The sequence below is a fragment of the Providencia hangzhouensis genome (assembly GCF_029193595.2).
Taxonomy (GTDB): Bacteria; Pseudomonadota; Gammaproteobacteria; order Enterobacterales; family Enterobacteriaceae; genus Providencia; species Providencia hangzhouensis.
In genome coordinates this window covers 3,998,640-4,016,406 of record NZ_CP135052.1, presented here as the reverse complement: position 1 = coordinate 4,016,406, position 17,767 = coordinate 3,998,640, and the positions used below count along the sequence as shown (strand labels likewise).

The 17,767-nt window shown below is 43.7% G+C and carries 15 protein-coding genes; 13 read left to right on the top strand and 2 right to left on the bottom strand.

Annotated elements, in window-relative coordinates; genetic code table 11:
• The first annotated feature begins 4 nt into the window (after positions 1–4).
• The 13 genes from PZ638_RS18310 (at position 5) to PZ638_RS18250 (ending at position 15,736) form a co-directional block, all read left to right on the top strand.
• Positions 5–2,206 carry a peptidase domain-containing ABC transporter gene (locus PZ638_RS18310; protein ID WP_110591116.1) on the top strand — a complete coding sequence of 734 codons (2,202 nt, stop codon included), beginning with the start codon at positions 5–7 and terminating at the stop codon, positions 2,204–2,206.
• Positions 2,203–3,384: an efflux RND transporter periplasmic adaptor subunit gene (locus PZ638_RS18305; RefSeq protein WP_232062933.1), complete on the top strand. Its 1,182-nt coding sequence runs from the start codon at positions 2,203–2,205 to the stop codon at positions 3,382–3,384. The genes PZ638_RS18310 and PZ638_RS18305 overlap by 4 nt, the downstream gene beginning before the upstream one ends.
• Positions 3,384–5,357, top strand: coding sequence for an ABC transporter permease (locus PZ638_RS18300; RefSeq protein WP_094962370.1), 1,974 nt, complete (start codon positions 3,384–3,386; stop codon positions 5,355–5,357). The genes PZ638_RS18305 and PZ638_RS18300 overlap by 1 nt, the downstream gene beginning before the upstream one ends.
• Before the next feature lie 2 nt (positions 5,358–5,359).
• The gene (locus tag PZ638_RS18295) at positions 5,360–6,772 is read left to right on the top strand and encodes an efflux transporter outer membrane subunit (protein ID WP_094962396.1); all 1,413 of its coding nucleotides are present in this window, start codon (positions 5,360–5,362) and stop codon (positions 6,770–6,772) included.
• Positions 6,769–8,022 carry a beta-ketoacyl-[acyl-carrier-protein] synthase family protein gene (locus PZ638_RS18290; protein ID WP_094962371.1) on the top strand — a complete coding sequence of 418 codons (1,254 nt, stop codon included), beginning with the start codon at positions 6,769–6,771 and terminating at the stop codon, positions 8,020–8,022. The genes PZ638_RS18295 and PZ638_RS18290 overlap by 4 nt, the downstream gene beginning before the upstream one ends.
• Positions 8,019–8,828 (top strand): MaoC family dehydratase, encoded by an 810-nt coding sequence (locus PZ638_RS18285; RefSeq protein ID WP_094962372.1) that lies wholly within the window; start codon positions 8,019–8,021, stop codon positions 8,826–8,828. The genes PZ638_RS18290 and PZ638_RS18285 overlap by 4 nt, the downstream gene beginning before the upstream one ends.
• A 19-nt stretch (positions 8,829–8,847) precedes the next feature.
• The gene (locus tag PZ638_RS18280; protein WP_004259523.1) at positions 8,848–9,099 is read left to right on the top strand and encodes an acyl carrier protein; all 252 of its coding nucleotides are present in this window, start codon (positions 8,848–8,850) and stop codon (positions 9,097–9,099) included.
• Between the two features lies 1 nt (position 9,100).
• Complete coding sequence (locus PZ638_RS18275; RefSeq protein ID WP_004259521.1) at positions 9,101–9,841, top strand: SDR family NAD(P)-dependent oxidoreductase; 741 nt, start codon at positions 9,101–9,103, stop codon at positions 9,839–9,841.
• A gap of 410 nt (positions 9,842–10,251) precedes the next feature.
• Complete coding sequence (locus PZ638_RS18270; protein WP_206277819.1) at positions 10,252–12,696, top strand: DMSO/selenate family reductase complex A subunit; 2,445 nt, start codon at positions 10,252–10,254, stop codon at positions 12,694–12,696.
• A gap of 11 nt (positions 12,697–12,707) precedes the next feature.
• On the top strand, positions 12,708–13,325 hold the full coding sequence (locus PZ638_RS18265) for a DMSO/selenate family reductase complex B subunit (protein ID WP_004259506.1): 618 nt from the start codon (positions 12,708–12,710) through the stop codon (positions 13,323–13,325).
• Between the two features lies 1 nt (position 13,326).
• Positions 13,327–14,178 (top strand): DmsC/YnfH family molybdoenzyme membrane anchor subunit, encoded by an 852-nt coding sequence (locus tag PZ638_RS18260; protein WP_206277817.1) that lies wholly within the window; start codon positions 13,327–13,329, stop codon positions 14,176–14,178.
• A gap of 63 nt (positions 14,179–14,241) precedes the next feature.
• A complete protein-coding gene (gene dmsD / locus PZ638_RS18255) occupies positions 14,242–14,880 on the top strand; it encodes a Tat proofreading chaperone DmsD (protein WP_094962376.1) in 639 nt (212 codons plus the stop codon).
• A 109-nt stretch (positions 14,881–14,989) separates the two neighbouring features.
• A complete protein-coding gene (locus PZ638_RS18250; protein ID WP_047757123.1) occupies positions 14,990–15,736 on the top strand; it encodes a GntR family transcriptional regulator in 747 nt (248 codons plus the stop codon).
• 31 nt (positions 15,737–15,767) lie between these two features.
• Here the strand turns inward: PZ638_RS18250 and PZ638_RS18245 are convergent, their stop codons facing one another.
• Entirely contained in the window at positions 15,768–16,751 is a 984-nt protein-coding gene (locus tag PZ638_RS18245) for a PfkB family carbohydrate kinase (protein WP_047757124.1), read from the bottom strand.
• Positions 16,738–17,757 (bottom strand): ADP-ribosylglycohydrolase family protein, encoded by a 1,020-nt coding sequence (locus tag PZ638_RS18240; protein WP_144140515.1) that lies wholly within the window; start codon positions 17,755–17,757, stop codon positions 16,738–16,740. Before PZ638_RS18240 ends, PZ638_RS18245 begins: the two co-directional genes overlap by 14 nt.
• Positions 17,758–17,767: the final 10 nt, after the last annotated feature.

Below are 17,767 nucleotides of genomic sequence, written 5' to 3'. Positions count from 1 at the left end.
AATAATGAAAAATATTATTCCAAATTTTGTTTCTCAAGAAGAAACCAATGAATGTGGCTTAGCATGTATTGCGATGTTAGCACAAACCCAAGGTCTCAACGTTTCTCTTGAAACTCTGCGAGAGGTCTATCCAGCATCGGATCATGGAACTTCTTTGATTGACCTTTCGTCCATTTTAGCCAATTACGGTATTGCGACGACACCGGTGTTATTTGAGCACCAAGAGCTCAATAGTTTACCACTTCCCGCTATTTTACATTACGGAGCAAGCCATTTTGTGCTGCTTGCTTATCGCAAGGGAAATAACGTGTGTGTGATGAACCCTGCAATTGGGCAGCAGTGGCTACCTTTCTCTGCATTAAAAGCGGAAATCAGCGGTTATGCATTAATTTTAGAACCGGATACCGCGCTGGAAAAAATTGAATCATTAGCACCGGAAGACAAAAATGATGGGGCAGGGAAAAAAGCCCCTCATGCAATGAGCCTGAAAGAAACCTCAGAGATTCGCGGTGTTTATTGGTTGATGATATTCGCTTTTTTGGTTTCTTTAACGCTATTTTTAATGCCAGCCATGGTGAGCAATGCAATCAACCAAGCCTTTTCCGACGCCAAAAATGCCATTTTCCCTTATGGCTGGTTTATTGTTGCCTTTGTGGTTGCAACACTATTAGCCCTTGGTGTGAGAATGCTGAGTGAGAGATTCGTAAAACACTTTGTGTTGATTAAAAGTGGGGTTGGTTTCTCTCGTTTATTGAGTAATCCATTGCGATTTTTTGAAAAACGCGCACCCGGGGATGTTTTTAGCCGTTTTGTCGCTTGGCAGGGGGCATTAACCGAAAAAATTGAGCTGGATAACGGGCTACGAACGGATTGGGTTATTTGTGCGATAGCATTAGGTACCATGTTTTGGATTGCACCCGTATTAGCGGCTATTTCAGCTGTGGGTGTTACCGTGATGGGCTTAATTAGCGTATGGGCGATTATTCGTGATCGGTGGTATACCCAGCAGTTACAGCTAAAATCGGCAGAATTAAATGACTTTTTTATGGAGACGCTGCAAGGCATTCTGACCATAAAAACAGCAGGGATAGAAAATCAGCGTAAGGCGCAATTTGCATGGCTAAGTCGTGAATTGTTTACCTGTATACAACGCAGAAATGTGTATCAACAAATTAAAGATGGCATCTATCAATTAACTGGTAGTTTGGAGATGGTCATTTTTATGTTGGTGGTTTTACCCATGGTGGCCAATGAGTTAATTTCGTTGGGGGATTTCTTTGCTTATAGTTTCTTGCGTCAAATTTTTACCAATTATGTGACGCGTATTTTTTATGCGATTATACATAAGTCGCAACTGCATATTATTGATACACGCGCCCATTCTTTATTCCCTAAGAAAAGCGAGCAGGACACCGCACCATTCCACGAAAAACAAACCTCAGTACAAGGAAAAGCACCACACTTATCTTTCAAGGGGATCCATTTCAGTTATGACCCTGCAAAACCGATTTTAAATAATGTGTCATTAGACTTACCTTCAGGCACGCAGGTTGCCATTGTTGGGGAGTCAGGGGCAGGAAAAAGCACGTTATTACGTACCATTGCGGGTTTATTCAGCCCACAGCAAGGAGTATGCGAATCCAATGGTGAAGCCGTCAGTGTGCAGCAGCTTACGCAATTGGTTTGCTTGCAAAGCCAAGAAGATATTTTATTTAATGCGACCGTCTTAGATAACATTACGCTATTTGACCCTAACTTCCGCGAAAAAGATAAAAAAAGAGTCGAAGTGCTGCTTGATAAATTGGCACTCGGCGCAGTGATTACTCAATTACCTGGTGGGGTTAATGCGTTAATAAGAGAAAGCCATGCGGCGCTGTCACTTGGGCAACGTCAACGTTTGTTATTGGCTCGTTCGTTGTACAGTGCCCGCCCTATTTTGTTATTGGATGAGCCCACCGCCAATTTGGATGAAGAAACGGCGAAAATAGTCATGGCAACCATTCAGTCACATTGCCAGAAAACAGGTAAAACATTGATTGTTGTCACTCATAGTGAAGAGTTAGCGGCTAATTTCGATGCACTTTACCGAATCGTGGATGGGGAATTAAGTCTTGAGAACAGCACCAATAAAGCCCCTTGTGTCACAGCAGGCACGCCTCAATCTGAACCTTCTTTGTTAGCGGCAATGGAAGGAACTTCCTTATGACCTCCCGCCATGTAGCACCAAAATTGGGTTTAACGACCCAACGATTACGCACTTTAGGTGGGTTAGTGGCATTGCTTGTGCTGGTCGTGGTGATCGGCCGTTTTGTGTGGCAATCACCCGCCCCAGCATTGCATGAAAACGTAATTTTATCGGTGGAACGTGGCGATATTGAAAAAGTCGTCATGGTAACGGGGACATTAAAGCCCTCAATGCAAGTTAATGTAGGTGCTCAGGTTAACGGGCAAATCAGAAAATTATATGTAAAACAAGGCGACAAAGTGGTTAAAGGGGAGTTATTAGCAGAAATCGACCCAACTATCCAGCAGTCTGAGCTCAAAAATGCAACCGCCCGGTTATCCAGTGCTCAGGCGCAAAAACGGGCTGCGGAAGCAACTTTAATACAGTACATCAAAGCCTATCGGCGTCAGGTAGTGATGCAGCGAGATGGTTCTGGTATTCGCAGTGAATATGAACAAGCGCAAGCACAATATGAGGCGCAATTACAGCAGGTTAATGTTAATGAGGCGTTAATCACACAATCAGAAATGGATGTACAAACTGCACAAGCTAACCTCAATTTTACACGAATCATCGCGCCGATTAGTGGCGAAGTACTGGGTATTGTGGCGAACGAAGGGCAAACCATCGTTTCTTCACAGACGGCACCGACCATTTTAGTGTTGGCGAACCTAGATAAAATGCAGGTTCAGACACGAATTTCGGAAGCAGATATTCAAAAAATCCACCCAGGCCAACCCCTCACATTCTATGTGATCGCGGACCCTGAAACGCACTACGAAAGTACGATGGGGTATGTTCAACCCATTCCCCCTGAAGCGCTTGATGAAAATAACAATAATTCTGGTGGGCAACAGAACAGTGCAATTTATTACAACGGAACGTTCGAGGTTGATAACGCCGATCGTGCATTAAAGACATCAATGACAGCGCAAGTATTTATTCGTGTTGCACAAGCGAAAGATGCTTTACGACTCCCCGTTAGTGCTCTGGGGCGAGCTGTAGGTGCAAACCAATATGAAGTGACTGTGATCAACAATGAAAAACCGGAAACTCGCACCATCAAAGTGGGGATTAATGATCGCCATTTCGTCGAAGTACTTGAGGGCATTAGCGAGGGCGAACAAGTTGTTATTCAATCAGATAATGTGGCGAGTTAATGATGGCGACGACACGAAATGTATCTTTTACCCGTCCTCTGATTGAACTTCATCATGTTTACCGTGAGTTTTCAGCCGGTACGCAAACTATTCCTGTTTTGAATGATATTTCGCTATCAATTAACCAAGGGGAAATGGTCGCTATCATTGGCGCATCAGGTTCAGGTAAATCGACTCTGATGAACATCATTGGTTGTTTAGATAAGCCTTCTCAAGGAGAAGTGTTGATCAATGGGATTGCGGTTCATGAGGTGAATAGCGATCAGTTGGCAGAATTACGTAGCCAATATCTTGGGTTTATTTTTCAGCGTTATCACCTAATGCCTTACCTGACTGCAGAAGAAAATATTGCGATCCCAGCTTTATATACGGCGATGCCAGAAGATGAGCGGAGCGCTCGAGTTGCTTTATTAGCAGAAAAGTTAGGGTTACAAACGCGCTTGGATCACAAACCTTATCAATTATCTGGTGGGCAACAGCAGCGTGTCAGTGTCTGCCGCGCCTTGGTTAATGGTGCGCAAATCATTCTTGCGGATGAACCTACAGGGGCATTAGATAGCGCTAGTGGCCACGCATTGATGGATATTTTACATCAACTTCATCTCGATGGTCACACTGTTGTGATTGTGACCCACGATAAAAATATCGCTCAGCAAACTCAGCGAATTATTGAAATTAGTGATGGAAAAATTGTTTCTGATAAGCAGAACCAAGCTCAGACAGACACAAAACAACGGAACCAGCTTCCTTCTGTTGAAGATAATGGCCGTGCATCGGTGTGGCGCAATATTATTGAGTCTATTCGTATGGCATGGCGGGCCTTACTCGGTCATCGCATGCGTGCATTTTTGTCGATGTTGGGAATTATCATCGGTATTTCTTCTGTGGTGTCATCAATGGCCGTGGGGGAAGGGGCAAGACGCTCCATCATGGATGAAATTGGGAAGCTTGGCAGCACGACTCTGGAAATTCGCCCTGGTACTGGGTGGGGGGCTAAGCGGCCTGATATGGAGCGTGCATTATCGTTAAATGATGTTAAAAGTCTAAAGCAGTTGCCATGGATTGAGTCTGTTTCCCCCGTCGCGAGCAGCATGACGATGGTCGTTAATAAAGGCTTGGATAACTCCATCATGCTTAATGGCGTTTCAGAAGAGTATTTTGCGGCACAAGGGTTTCAGCTTTTACATGGCAGTTTCTTCAGTACGCTCGATATGGCAGACAGCGAACCCGTTATTGTGTTGGATGAAGGAAGCCGAGAGGTACTTTTTCAGCCAGAAGAAGAGCCGTTAGGGCAAATTGTGCAGATTGGTCATTCACCATGGCGAATTATTGGTATTGCCCGTAAACCGGGGCCCAAAATGTCGAGTGGCTTTGTTATGGGGTGGGTGCCTTACTCATCGTTACAGCAACGTGTGGTCGGGGACAAACCCATTGAATTTATTTCGTTGCGCTTCCCTGAAAACTTAACTTCTCAACAAGCTGAATTACAGGTTGAGCGTTTGTTATTACGCGAACATGGTAAAAAGGACTTTTTTATTGAGTCGGATGACCAGCTCGCAAATGCATTACAAAAAACATCCGACTCAATGTCATTACTGATCACTTCGATTGCCGCTATTTCCTTATTGGTTGGGGGCGTTGGGGTGATGAATATCATGTTGGTTTCTGTGACGGAACGAACTCATGAAATCGGGATCCGCCTTTCCGTCGGAGCGCGTCCTCAAGATATTATGAACCAATTTTTGATAGAAGCCGTGATGATTTGTTCGCTTGGCGGGTTAATTGGTATTGTCGGTGCATGGTTAGCGGGGTGGGTTTTCTCTTATTTCACCACTGAATTTACGATGGTATTTACCCTGTTCCCCGTTTTATTAGCGTGCGGTTTCTCCGCTCTAATTGGTTTGGTTTTTGGTTATTTTCCTGCTCGTCGGGCTGCCAAACTCAACCCAACGGAGGCATTGGCACGCGAATGAATATCAAATCACTTTATATTATTTCTGCTTTATTTTTGCTAAATGGTTGCGGCAGTTTTACGCGTACGGAATACCAACGCCCTGAGCTCACTTTGCCACAGCAGTGGGATGATAAAATACGCCAATCCGGTGCAAATGACGTGATGACATCAGTTCAGGCATTGAACCTAACTGAAAATTGGTGGGATAACTTTAAAGATCCTCTGTTATCCCAACTGATCAATCAGGTATTAGAAAATAATAATGATTTAGCCACAGCGGCAATTAAATTAAAGCTGGCGCGAAGTACGGCTGGGCTAGCAAATACCAATATAACCCCAGATTTCTCCCTTGGGGGCTCAGCAAGTAATACAAAATCTATACGTCATGGAACCTCCCCCCAAGAGAGTTATAGCTCAAATCTAACTTTAAATTATGAAATCGATTTATGGGGAAAACTGGCACGTATTCGTGAAAAGAATGAGTGGGAAGCAATAGCAACCGAACAGGATTACCATGCAACAGCATTAGTGGTTATTAATACGACTGCACAATTATATTGGAATATTGCACTGTTAAATCAACAGATTGATAACCTGATTGCGAGCCAAAAGATTGCAGAAAAAAGCCAGCAGCAAATTAAGTCATGGTATTTAGCAGGAAAAGTTAGCCAGCTGGATTTCTTACAATCACAGCAAACTGTGATTAGTCGAAAAAATGAATTACGACGGCTCATTAAAGAACGTGACAGCTCCCGTAATGCATTAGCGCTATTGTTAAACCGCCCTGCAGAGCAACATGTGCGTGAGCTCACCGCACTTAATCGAAATCAACGGATTGAAATTCTTAACGCGACACCGTTGGCCGTATTAGCACAGCGGCCGGATATTCAAGCTGCCGAGTCACGTTTACGTTCCGCGCTTGCTGATTCTGACGCTGCTAAATTGAACTTCTACCCGACACTGTCTTTGCAAGGTGCGCTTAATGCGGGTAGCCAGCTGTTTTCTCAATGGTTTAGTGACCCGACACGTGTTGTTGGGGGTTCGATTTCTTTGCCATTTATTCAGTGGAATACGGTGAAATTGACCATTGAACAATCCGACTTACAAGTGCAACAAGCTGCAGTGGCATTTCGTAGTGCGGCTTATACCGCCTTGTCAGAAGTCGATAATGCGATGGAAGCCCGTTTTGCTGCGGATGAAATTCGTCAGCAATTACAACAGTCATTATCACTTAGCCAGCAGCGGCTAAAGCTAACCAGCAGCCGTTACCGAGCAGGTGCCGTGGATTATCAAACACTGCTTAATGCGCAAGATGACCTTTTAACTATTGAAAATTCATTAGCTCAAAATCAATACGATTATCTTTATGCAACGCTACAGCTTTGGTTAGCACAAGGTGGCGGTAGCGCCCAACAGGAGGACAACCCATTATGAACCAAAAATCTCACTTTAAGCGCGTTGTTGTCACAGGTTATGGGGCTGTCACTCCTTTGGGGGATACGGCTTCAGCATGTTGGCAAGCGATTATGGATAAAAAGCTCGGTTATCGTTACGTTGATAAAACTGCACAAAATATCCACAGCCATTTTTTAGGGCTTATTGATAATGAACCCAGCTTAAAAGGGGTTCCTGCGGCTATTCGTCGTCGTTTACCACGCCATACGCGTTTAGCCTTGGGGGCAGCGCGAGAAGCCATGGATATGGCCTTCGCAGGCACGCCATTAACTGATTTTTATGACCCACTGATGTGCGGTGTCATTATGGGAACAGGATGGGCAGGGCTTGATGAAAGTTATATGTCGGTCAGTGAATTCGAAGCGACAGGGATGACCTCGCCTTTCAACTGTTTTTATGCAATGCCAAATGTGACAACGGCGGCTTGCAGCCAGTTTTGGAACTTGCGTGGATATCAAAACACGACCATCGCGGCTTGTGCGACAGGCACTATTGCGATTGGTGATGCTTTTGAAGCGATTCGTCATGGACGAGCCGATATGATGCTCGCTGGTGCAGGAGAGTCCTTGCGGACAGATTGTGCTGTATGGAATATCGATGTTCTTGGTGCTTTAACACGTGAAGCGGAAGACCCGACTCGTGCCAGTTGCCCATTTAGCGCAGATCGTAGTGGTTTTGTCCTTTCTGAAGGTGCGGCCGTGTTGTGTTTAGAAGAGCGTGAGAGCGCTATTTCTCGTGGGGCCACAATTTTGGGCGAGATTACGGGGTATGCAAATTTTTCTGATGCTTTTGATTTTACATCACCAGCAGAAGATTGTGTTGCTCGGGTGAAAACTATTGAAATGGCTTTACAACAAGCGGGAGCCGCTCCTGAATCTCTCGATTATATCAATGCCCATGGGACCTCAACAGCTCTTAATGACTTAAATGAAACAGAATCATTGAAAAAGGCATTAGGTGCGGCAGCTTACCAAGTCCCAATATCCAGTACGAAATCCTATACCGGACATTTAATCGCCGCTGCTGGTAGCTTTGAAACCATTATTTGCTTGCAAGCGATGGCGCATGGCGTGATGCCCGCAACCGCTAACTTACATCACCCGGACCCGCAATGTGACCTCGATTATATTCCTAACGAACACCGTATTGGTGAAGTTAAGCGTGCACTAAACCTGAGTTTTGGCTTCGGTGGGGCAAACGCGGCGCTGATTTTAGAGAAAGCGTTATGAGAACGTTACGTTATACCCTTGAGGATGCAAAACAGTGGGCATCATTTTCTGGTGATGATAACCCGATTCATTTCGACCTTGAATGGGTCAAAGCGAAGGGCGGAGATCAACTGAGTGTGCATGGCATGCGTGCACTACTCGATGTGAAACAATTCGCGAGTGAGTCATTAAATCACCCATTATTGGCTTCACAAGAGGTTATCGACTCTGAGTTTATCAAATGTGTCGTGCGGTTACGCAATCCGCTATGGAACGATAAAGATTATCAATTAGTTGCACGAAATAAAGCGGGATCGGTGGCTTTACTCTCTTCTGATGAGCAACAAAACTGCTTAACTTGCCAATTGTCACTCACCCCTCCACCGGTATTACATGAAATCGCGAATGAAATAATGATTTCGACCGCAGAGATGGTGAAATTGCAGTCAATATTTTCTCAGTTTTCCAACGAAATGTATGAATGGCAGTTTATTGACGCAGTTTTGTTCTGGTACTTAATTCATGATAGCTCGTTATTTGAACAACAAGAGATTGCACAATGGTTGCCGGTCGGCTCAACATTGAAAGATATTTTTTGCCGTTATCCTATCGTACAAACCCACCAAGAGGTGGTGTTTGACCGTGAACTTCTAACGAAATGGGCTCCTATCACCTCTCCTGAGCCTATTTACCTACGTATTTTGCCGGCCTTAGTGATCGCGGATAGTGAGAGTGGTCGATTAGTGAGTATTAGTATCGCCGCCCGCTACAGAGAAAAAATAATAAATAATTCAATAACATTGAAAGTTAATTCAATAACTCAATAAGAATGCAAGGATAAAACAAATGAGCCAATATCAAGAAATTTATATCAAAATTAGTGACATGATCTGTGATGCAAAAGATTTAGAAGCAGAAGAGTTGAATGCGGAGATGACTTTAGTCCAGTTAGAGTTCGATAGCTTAGATTATGTTGAACTTATGGTGCTTGTTAAACGTGACTTTAATGTTGCTTTAGATGCGGAATTTTTCCTAGAACATCCAGAAATTTCGGTGAAAGCGCTGTGTGAACATATTGATAAGGAGTCGAAATCTTAAAATGGCAAATAATCAATGGATACTCGTGACGGGAGGAAGCCGGGGAATTGGGCTCGCACTAGTTAGTGAATTGCGACGCCACTGGAATGTGGTTTTTACTGGGCGTAGCGTTGATGGCGTTAATGAAACACAAGCGAATCTTGAAAACCCCAATTTAGATACATGGGTGAAAGGATCCCCGTGTGATGGTAAGAATGAAGCACAAGTTGACGCGCTTTCTAGCTCGTTATTGGAACAATTTGGGGCTCCTACGGCTATTATTCATAATGCGGGTATCACTAGGGATGCCTTACATATTCATCAAGATGCTGAAATCTGGCGAGATGTGCTAGAGAATAACGTCATTTCCGTGATGAATTGGCACCGTAAATTATTACCTGCAATGTTGATGGCGGGGAGCGGCTCAATCGTATTGATGTCATCAATTACTGGGTTAAAAGGCAATATTGGCCAAACAGCTTATGCGGCGAGTAAATCAGCGATGATGGGGTTGACGCGTTCATTGGCTCATGAAGTCGGGCGTTTTGGGTTACGTGTGAATTGTATTGCTCCGGGGCTTATTGATAGTGATATGACCCGTGCAATGCCTGAAGCTAAATTAAAAGCTATGTGCCAAAACATCCCGTTACGCCGCTTAGGGCAACCCCAAGAAGTGGCAGAGCTAGTTGAATTTTTGATTGGCAATAGCAGCCAGTACCTAACAGGTCAAACATTGGTCTTAGATGGTGGATTAACGGCGTAATTGCCCGTTTTAAGTGCTGTTAGCAGAACAAATATTCACTCGATAATTCATATTTTATATTTCCCCTTAAACGTTTTAGTCAATTTTCGTTTAAGGGTTTTTTTTATGAATTGAGACTCGGAAATAAATGAAAAACAGTAAACTCAAGTTAAAGAAGAATGGAATATATTTATTTCAATTTAATTCATTATTAAACATTAAAAATAATTATATTAATTTTAATTTGGCTTGAATGACTCGATATAACGCATTAAAACCACACAATTTATATTGGATTATTGATCGTGCACAATACCTCACGGTGCCTCGGTTATAGAATGGTAATTGGAAGTCGATAAATAAATTAAAGATAAAAATAAATTTCAAAAAAGCCATTTTAAAACTTTGAAGCAATGTTAAGTGAGGCAGATATGAGTAAAGCATTATCTGAGGGAGTACTCCAATCGGAGATCAGCCGCAGGAAGCTAATGCAAACCAGTACCGTCGGGGGACTCGCACTTGCAAGTGGAGCGCTAAGTTTACCTTTTAATAGTGTTGCTGATATCAGTGAAATCACACCCAAAACAGCCATACCTGAAGAAAAAATAGTTTGGAGCGCATGTACCGTTAACTGTGGGAGTCGCTGCCCACTGCGTATGCATATTGTTGATGGTGAAATAAAATATGTCGAAACCGACAACACCGGCGATGATGTTTACGGAAATAAGCATCAAGTTAAGGCCTGTCTACGTGGGCGCTCAATGCGCCGTCGTGTCTATAACCCTGACCGCTTGAAATACCCGATGTTGCGCGTTGGGGCACGTGGTGAAGGTAAATTCAAACAAATTAGTTGGGATGAAGCCTACGATTTAATCAGCGATAATCTAAAACGGATTATTGCCGATTATGGCAATGAAGCGGTGTATTTGAACTATGGAACTGGCACATTAGGTGGCACAGTCGCACGTTCATGGCCGCCAGCGAATTCACCTATCGCCCGTTTGATGAACTGCATGGGCGGCTATTTAAACCATTACGGTACCTATAGTACAGCACAAATCAGCTGTGCGATGCCTTATACCTATGGTAGTGGGGCAGGTAATAGCGTTTCCGATATCGAAAACTCCAAGTTGGTGGTTCTGTTCGGAAACAACCCTGCCGAAACCCGTATGAGCGGTGGTGGGATCACTTATCAATTAGAGCAAGCGCGTGAGCGTTCTAATGCAAGAATGATAGTGATCGACCCGCGTTATACCGATACTGCTGCTGGACGAGAAGATGAGTGGATCCCGATCCGCCCCGGAACAGATGCTGCATTAGTGGCAGGAATCGCCCATGTATTGATCACTGAAGATATGGTTGATCAACCCTTCTTAGACCAATATTGCGTGGGTTATGATGAGAAAACGCTACCCGCAGATGCTCCGAAAAATAGCCACTACAAGGCATATATTTTAGGGCAAGGGGATGACGGTGTAGAAAAAACACCACAATGGGCTGCACAAATCACCGGTATTCCTGCTGATAAAATCATCAAATTAGCACGTGAAATTGGTTCCGCAAAACCTGCTTATATTAGCCAAGGTTGGGGGCCACAACGCCATTCGAACGGCGAGCAAACCGCACGTGCGATTGCGATGTTACCGATTTTAACCGGTAATGTTGGTATAAATGGGGGAAATACGGGGGCTCGTGAAGGGAACTATGATATTCCATTTGAGCGGATGCCAACATTAAAAAATCCAGTCAAAGCAAGTATTTCCGTATTTTTATGGACTGATGCGATAGAGCGCGGCCCTGAAATGACTGCAACTCATGATGGGGTAAGAGGTAAAGATAAACTGGATGTTCCGATTAAGTTTATTTGGAACTACGCCAGCAACAGTTTAATCAATCAACACTCTGATATTAATAAAACGCATGACATTCTTCAGGATGATAAAAAATGCGAAATGATAGTAGTGATTGATAACCATATGACGGCTTCAGCGAAATATGCGGATTTAGTCCTGCCAGATTGTACCGCGTCTGAACAGATGGATTTTTGCTTGGATGGTGCCGCTAGTAATATGGGCTATGTGATTTTCGCTAGCCAAGCCATTGAACCACGTTTTGAGAGCAAAACGGTGTATGAAATGTGTACACAAATCGCACGCCGTATGGGGGTTGAAGAGAAATTTACCGAAGGGCGAACCCAAGAAGAGTGGCTACGCCATTTGTATGAAATTTCACGACAGAAGTTACCTGAGCTACCTGATTTTGAGACATTCCAGCAGCAAGGGATTTACAAAAAAATGAACCCACAAGGGCATGTCGTGGCACACAAAGCTTTCCGCGAAGACCCAATTGCGAACCCATTAAATACCCCGTCAGGAAAGATTGAGATCTATTCATCACAATTAGCGGATATCGCGAAAACATGGACGCTAGCGGAAGGTGATTTGATATCAGCACTCCCAATGTATTCCCCAGGCTTTGAAAGCCATGATGATAAGCTCACCGAAAAATATCCACTGCAATTGAGTGGCTTCCACTATAAATCGCGCGTTCACTCCACTTACGGCAACATTGATGTGCTTAAGGCTGCTTGTTTACAAGAGATGTGGATCAACCCTATTGATGCAAAACGTCGCAATATTAAAGATGGTGACATAGTGCGTATTTACAACGATAGAGGGGAAGTGCAGATCGCTGCCAAAGTGACTCCACGCATTATCCCAGGGGTTGTTGCAATGGGGGAAGGGGCTTGGTACGCACCTGATGAAAACAAGGTGGACCATGGTGGTAGCCTAAACGTCCTGACGACTCAACGCCCGTCACCGTTAGCGAAAGGTAATCCGCAACACAGTAATTTGGTTGAAGTGGTAAGGGTATAGGGAGATAAATCATGACAACACAATATGGTTTTTATATTGATTCTGCACGGTGCACGGGATGTAAAACTTGTGAATTAGCGTGTAAGGACTACAAAAATTTATCTCCTGCGGTGAATTTTAGGCGCATTTATGAATATGCGGGGGGAGATTGGCAAGAAGATAACGGTGTGTGGCATCAAAACGTATTTAGTTATTATTTGTCGATTTCATGTAACCACTGTGAAGACCCTGCTTGTGTGAAAGTGTGCCCAAGTGGCGCGATGCACAAACGTGAAGATGGCTTTGTCGTTGTGGATGAAAGTGTGTGTATTGGTTGCCGCTATTGCCATATGGCCTGCCCATACGGTGCGCCGCAATTTGATAGCGAAAAAGGGCATATGACCAAGTGCGATGGTTGTTATGAACGTGTTGCCGTCGGTAAAAAACCGATTTGTGCCGAGTCTTGTCCACTGCGTGCATTAGACTTTGGTCCTATTGATGAGTTACGTGAGAAACATGGCAATTTGGCAGAGATTGCGCCACTACCAGAAGCGCACTATACCAAGCCCAATATTGTCATTAAACCCAATGCCAATAGTCGCCCTGTCAATGATACGACAGGCCATTTAGCCAATCCTCGGGAGGTATAACATGGGCAATGGATTACACGAATGGCCGCTGATTTTATTTACGGTATTAGGCCAAAGTATTGCAGGTGGCGTGATTGTGACAGGGCTTGCTTGGTTATCGACAGATGATAAGCCACAAAAACAGCGCATTGTGAACGCAATGTTCGCGTTATGGGTATTGATGGGCTTAGGATTTTTGGCATCGATGATGCATATGGGCTCACCGATGCGTGCATTTAACTCGATGAACCGTGTGTTTGCGTCATCATTAAGTAACGAAGTGTTGTTTGGCTTCATTTTCTTTGCTTTGGGCGGCTTATGGTGGCTGTTATCTGCAATGAAAAAGATGCCAACAGGGTTAGATAAAGTGTGGTTAATCATCACCATGTTGATGGGGCTGTTATTTGTTTGGGCAATGACACGAGTTTATATGATAAGCACGGTGCCAACATGGAACACACCACATACCACTATCGGCTTCTTTATGACCCTGTTTGTTGTCGGACCAATCTTAGGCACTTTGCTATTACGAGTAGCTAAATTTCCGTTTAATAGTGGTAAATTAGCGGCGATTAGTATCGTGGCTTATATTGTGACTATCGCGTCGGTACTACTGCAAAGCGGAGAAATTGCGCTAATTGCCACTTCTGTACAAAAAGCAGTGGATTTAGTCCCTGATTTTGGTGTTTTACAAGTGATACGTTTAGTGGTGACCAGTCTCGGGTTGCTGCTATGGATTTTGCCTGTTGTGCGACAAAATCAGCCTTCGGTATTGAGTTTACTTCTTGGTACCGTGCTGGTACTGATTGGTGAATTTATCGGTCGTGGGCTATTCTATGGTTTACACATGACAGTCGGCATGGCTGTGGCTTAATTGGTAAACCTTTCAGCGCAGGAGATGGTTTCCCTGCGCTGATAACTTCAGAGACAATCAAATATGCAAGAAGCACGCTTTCTTGAACACGTCGCAGTGACAGGGCGAGTTCTGGGGTCCTTATTTTATTTCTCACCAGAAAATGAAAATAACGCAGAGATTATCACGATTCTTCAGGAGCCGACTTGGCATGAAGAATGGCCATTTGCCTTACCTTCTTTAGCGAAAATTAGCCAGCTTTTGCAATCCAGTGCTCAGGAGAATGAACCACTGAGTGAAGCATGGCAGCGCTTGTTTATCGGGCCTTATGCTTTACCCGCGCCTCCTTGGGGCTCAGTCTGGCTAGACAAAGAAAGAATTGTTTTTGGTGATTCAACCGTTGAGCTGCGCCAATGGATGCGAGCCAAAGGTGTTGAACCCGTAACGACACAAAAAGAGCCAGAAGACCACTTTGGGCTGATCTTGATGTTAGCGGCTTGGCTCGCTGAGCAAAATCGCAGAGCTGATTTAGAAGAGTTACTCGCTTGGCATCTATTACCTTGGTCGGCACATTTTCTCGAAGTATTGATAGATTCGGCTAACAGCGATTTTTACCGTGCATTAGCAATATTGGCAAAAGAAACATTGGATGGATATCAACAACAATTAACTTTACCTATATTAGAGAAAAGCGTGTACCTCAGTGGAAATGGTACCCTGTAGCATTTTGTTTTTCATTGGCAATAAATTTATCTAATTCAATTGCCTGCAATTAATCTATGGATAGTGGTACTATGGATTATTGCTGCGATTTTTAGGTGACTAACTCAATATGAATGATGCGCATTTATCTTTGATCCAACAACTTTGTACTCGTCTTGCTGAAATAGACAATACACCTTTATATGTAAAATTTGCTGAAACGGTGAAATTTGCCGTGCGAACAGGGGTTTTACATCAAGGTGATATGCTGCCCAGTGAAAGGGAGTTAGGTCAACAAACAGGCGTGTCGCGTATTACCGTTCGAAAAGCGTTAGAGTTACTTGAGCAAGAAGGCGTTATCATTCGGTCACAAGGCTACGGTACCCAAATTAGTGATAAGTTTGAGTATTCGCTCAAAGAAGCTAAGGGTTTTTCACAACAAGTTGTTTTACTTGGAAAAAAACCAAACACACTTTGGGTCAATAAAAGTATCGTGCCTTGTTCACAGGAAGTCGCAGAGTCGCTAGCGCTCCCCATCAATAGTGATGTATTTATGTTAAAACGCATTCGTTACGTGGATGAGCAGCCTGTCTCTATTGAGGAATCATATGTTCCTATTGGGCTGATTGGTGACGTAGACGATATTGGTTTATCTTTGTACGATTATTTCCGCAGCCAAAATATTTATCCTACGCGAACAAAGAGCAAGGTAAGTGCTCGAATGCCAGATGAAGACTTTCAAACGCACATTAAATTAGAAAAGACCGTGCCTGTTTTAGTGATTAAGCAGGTGGCTTTCGACCATAAAAATGTCCCTATTGAATACAGTTTCAATCAATGTCGTAGTGATATGTATGTATTTGTATCTGAAGAATAAAAAGAGGGATGACCTCTTTTTATTCTAATGATTAATATTGCTGTAAATACGCGGCGAGTTGCTCAGACGAAGGCGCACAATCACCTCCTCGATGGCTAACAACATAGGATGCGACAGCATTTCCAAGTAATACGGCATCTTGTAGTGCCCAGCCGGACGCCAATGCAGCAATCACGCCTCCTGCATGGCTATCCCCTGCACCAATGGTATCGACAACGGTAGTTTTAAATGGTGCCACCCAGCCTGATGAACGACAACTTTCTTGAAAGAACGCGCCTTCTTTGTCGACTCTAACAATCACGGAAACTGAAAATTGAGAATGCCAAATATTGGCTAATGCTTCTGTATCCATTCCTTGGTGTGCGATATCAGGGAACAGCGTGACGATATGTTCGACTTCTTGACGGTTCAATGAAATGATAGGTTTTAAAGCCATCAATCGTAATAATTGTGTTTTCGAAAGGTCGGCGATCCGAGGGCCAAAATCAATAAATAAAGTGACGTTATCGGAGAGTGATTCCAGCCATGAAAGCAGAGTTTCGCCACATTTTGCTGCTAATTGGTAACCAGAAAGATAGATAATGGTGTTAGATGTAATTGGTAAATCATCTAATGTATGGCGTTCCCACTGGTTTTCCACACCGCTAATTGAAAGAAATGTCCTTTCTCCATCGGGTTCAACCAAGGCTAAACACCAGCCATTATCACCTTTATTCGTTTCTATAACTGAACTCACACCTTTTTTATTGAGTTGGTTGCGGATGATATCTGCCCATACACCTTGCCCAATAGGTAATGCATTGAGTGATTGGATACCAAGGCGTTGCAAGGCCACAGCAATATTCAGAGCACATCCACCGATATTGACACTTTGTTGGTGCAATTCGATGTCACTTCCGCGATAAGGCAGTGAATACGCATCTGCAATCACATCAATAACGGCTGCGCCAATCAGGCAGACAGGACGATGCTCTGCTTGCAATGGAAGATGGGCAATAAGTTCAGCGGTTTTCATAAGCTTTTTCTCTTGCAGTTCTCAATGCCATAAAGGCTTTGCTATACTGTGTAAAATCAAGTTGATTCACATCATCTAATTGTTTTTTAAGTTGTTTGTCGATGGCATCAATGCCATGCAGTGCGCCACAAATGGCGGTGGCCATTGCCCCTATAGTATCGGTATCTCCCCCTAAATTAGCACACAGAATGGCACAGCGGTTGGGATCGGTTTCCGCTAATTCAACCATAGCAATGGCGGCAGGAACTGACTCAATGGTGCTAGTACCAGCGCCAACGAGTTGATAAAGCTGTTCCATTGCTTGCTCGGTGCCAATTGTGTTTTTCACCGTGTGTAAAGCAAGTTCAATACGTGCAGCTATTGATGGGCTAAAGGTTGTGACGTGTTTTTCTTGTGCTAATTTCGCAATAGCGGGTAATTGGTCGCGAATTTGCGACCAATTTTCGCCATCTATCGCTTTAGATATTGCCCAAGCGATAGCGACCGCACCTGCAATTGCTACATCCGATTTATGAGTTGGCGATGAGGCGAGTGTAATTTCATCAATAAATTCATTAATAGAATGAGTTGGCAGTAAACAACCGAGTGGGGAAACTCGCATTGCGGCACCATTTGTCATGCCGTTGTTTTCTAACTGAGAAATTGGAGTCCCTTGTTTTATTGCATTTAATGCAATTTTAGAGGTTGGCCCTAGGACATTTTTGTTAAAGGCATCAAATTGCTCTGCCCATTTTAGAATATTACGTCCAATAAATTCAGGGTTTACTTTGCCACCACATTCTATAATCGCGTCCGCAAGTGCGAGGGCCATTGAGGTATCATCTGTAAATTCTGCCGTATTGAAGTAGCAAGCTGCATTATTTTCTTTTGGCCCAGGTAAGAAGCGGTCTATCCAACCAAAATGTGCTTTAACACGAGAACGAGGCCATAATTCAGAAGGCATTCCCATTGCATCACCTAAGGCTTGGCCATAAAACGTGCCTAAAATACGGTTCTCTTTGTTCATTATAATTCCT

Bases quoted from the DNA above. Each gene is read 5' to 3' on its own strand.
- PZ638_RS18285 (WP_094962372.1), top strand. From the start codon at position 8,019: ATGAGAACGTTACGTTATACCCTTGAGGATGCAAAACAGTGGGCATCA.
- PZ638_RS18300 (WP_094962370.1), top strand. From the start codon at position 3,384: ATGATGGCGACGACACGAAATGTATCTTTTACCCGTCCTCTGATTGAA.
- PZ638_RS18310 (WP_110591116.1), top strand. From the start codon at position 5: ATGAAAAATATTATTCCAAATTTTGTTTCTCAAGAAGAAACCAATGAA.
- PZ638_RS18290 (WP_094962371.1), top strand. From the start codon at position 6,769: ATGAACCAAAAATCTCACTTTAAGCGCGTTGTTGTCACAGGTTATGGG.
- PZ638_RS18245 (WP_047757124.1), bottom strand. From the start codon at position 16,751: ATGAAAACCGCTGAACTTATTGCCCATCTTCCATTGCAAGCAGAGCAT.
- PZ638_RS18270 (WP_206277819.1), top strand. From the start codon at position 10,252: ATGAGTAAAGCATTATCTGAGGGAGTACTCCAATCGGAGATCAGCCGC.
- PZ638_RS18240 (WP_144140515.1), bottom strand. From the start codon at position 17,757: ATGAACAAAGAGAACCGTATTTTAGGCACGTTTTATGGCCAAGCCTTA.
- PZ638_RS18265 (WP_004259506.1), top strand. From the start codon at position 12,708: ATGACAACACAATATGGTTTTTATATTGATTCTGCACGGTGCACGGGA.
- PZ638_RS18250 (WP_047757123.1), top strand. From the start codon at position 14,990: ATGAATGATGCGCATTTATCTTTGATCCAACAACTTTGTACTCGTCTT.
- PZ638_RS18280 (WP_004259523.1), top strand. From the start codon at position 8,848: ATGAGCCAATATCAAGAAATTTATATCAAAATTAGTGACATGATCTGT.
- PZ638_RS18260 (WP_206277817.1), top strand. From the start codon at position 13,327: ATGGGCAATGGATTACACGAATGGCCGCTGATTTTATTTACGGTATTA.
- PZ638_RS18275 (WP_004259521.1), top strand. From the start codon at position 9,101: ATGGCAAATAATCAATGGATACTCGTGACGGGAGGAAGCCGGGGAATT.
- dmsD (WP_094962376.1), top strand. From the start codon at position 14,242: ATGCAAGAAGCACGCTTTCTTGAACACGTCGCAGTGACAGGGCGAGTT.
- PZ638_RS18305 (WP_232062933.1), top strand. From the start codon at position 2,203: ATGACCTCCCGCCATGTAGCACCAAAATTGGGTTTAACGACCCAACGA.